The organism is Vibrio sp. YT-18 (assembly GCF_033337345.1).
GTDB classification, from domain to species: Bacteria; Pseudomonadota; Gammaproteobacteria; order Enterobacterales; family Vibrionaceae; genus Vibrio; species Vibrio alginolyticus.
The window spans coordinates 1-1,029 of sequence record NZ_JAWOQO010000289.1 but is presented as its reverse complement, the minus strand read 5'-3'; the positions used below and the strand labels follow the sequence as shown (position 1 = coordinate 1,029).

Annotated in this window: 2 protein-coding genes; both read left to right on the top strand. The window is 43.8% G+C overall.

What is annotated here, in order from left to right:
- The first annotated feature begins 180 nt into the window (after positions 1-180).
- The gene (locus tag R7M72_RS26050; protein WP_005481648.1) at positions 181-477 is read left to right on the top strand and encodes a YciI family protein; all 297 of its coding nucleotides are present in this window, start codon (positions 181-183) and stop codon (positions 475-477) included.
- Positions 478-480: 3 nt separating this feature from the next.
- Positions 481-873, top strand: a complete 393-nt coding sequence (locus R7M72_RS26045; protein WP_005459209.1) for a GspS/AspS pilotin family protein — start codon at positions 481-483, stop codon at positions 871-873.
- Positions 874-1,029 lie beyond the last annotated feature (156 nt).

Genomic DNA, 1,029 nt, shown 5'->3' with positions numbered 1-1,029 from the left:
GTGAAGCAACCTTTAACTATGTAGCCATCGACAGTGAAGGCAAACCACGTCCAGTGCAAAGCTAAGTTGTCATAAAATCGAATTGCTAGGAAGAATCTCACATTTTCTATTGTTCACTTGTGAGAGGTTCAAAAAAGACGTTAAATTAACACTTTACCCCACCAATTAAGGAACTATGCTATGTGGTACGTCATCTTTTCTCAGGACGTCGAGAACTCATTGGAAAAACGTATGGGCGTTCGTCCTCAACATTTAGAACGCTTGCAACAGCTTCAAGATGAAGGTCGTTTACTTACCGCAGGTCCAATGCCAGCGATCGACTCTGATAACCCAGGAGAAGCCGGCTTTACTGGTTCGACAGTCATTGCTGAATTTTCCTCTTTGGAAGATGCCAAAACATGGGCTGACGCCGATCCTTATGTGGCGGCGGGCGTTTACGAAAACGTGATCGTAAAACCGTTCAAAAAAGTGTTTTAATTTATGAAAAAATTACTGTGTCTCTTCCTCGCCTTTGGTGCATTGGCGGGTTGTTCATCAAGCAATGACAACCAACGCCAACTTGAATTAATGGCGTCTAACCGTGCTGGTGTCTTGTCTGCCGGACTGCCGTTGGAATACGGTCCGCTGCAAATCATGCGTGTTTCTTCTAACAAGAACGTGGTAGAAATGATGATGATTTACAACGACGATGCCCTAGGTGCTAAGCCATTAAACCAAGTACTGAATACCAGTATTTATACATACTGCAATACGCCGTCGGTAAGAGAGCAAATTGATATGGGTTTGATGTACCGATTGAAAGTGCGTAACTCACGCGGTCAGTTAATTGCTGATGAATTGGTTTCAGAGCAAACCTGTAGCAAAATCAAATAGTCACAGTAATTTGCTTGTCGCTCAAGCCCGACGACAACGAGAGCCGTCGTTAGTGAGCTAGGCGGACATTAAATAAAAGATACAAAAGCGGAGACGATGGTCTCCGCTTTTTTATTGGCCACTTTAAATTGGTGACGAGCTACCTTATGCAAGCTC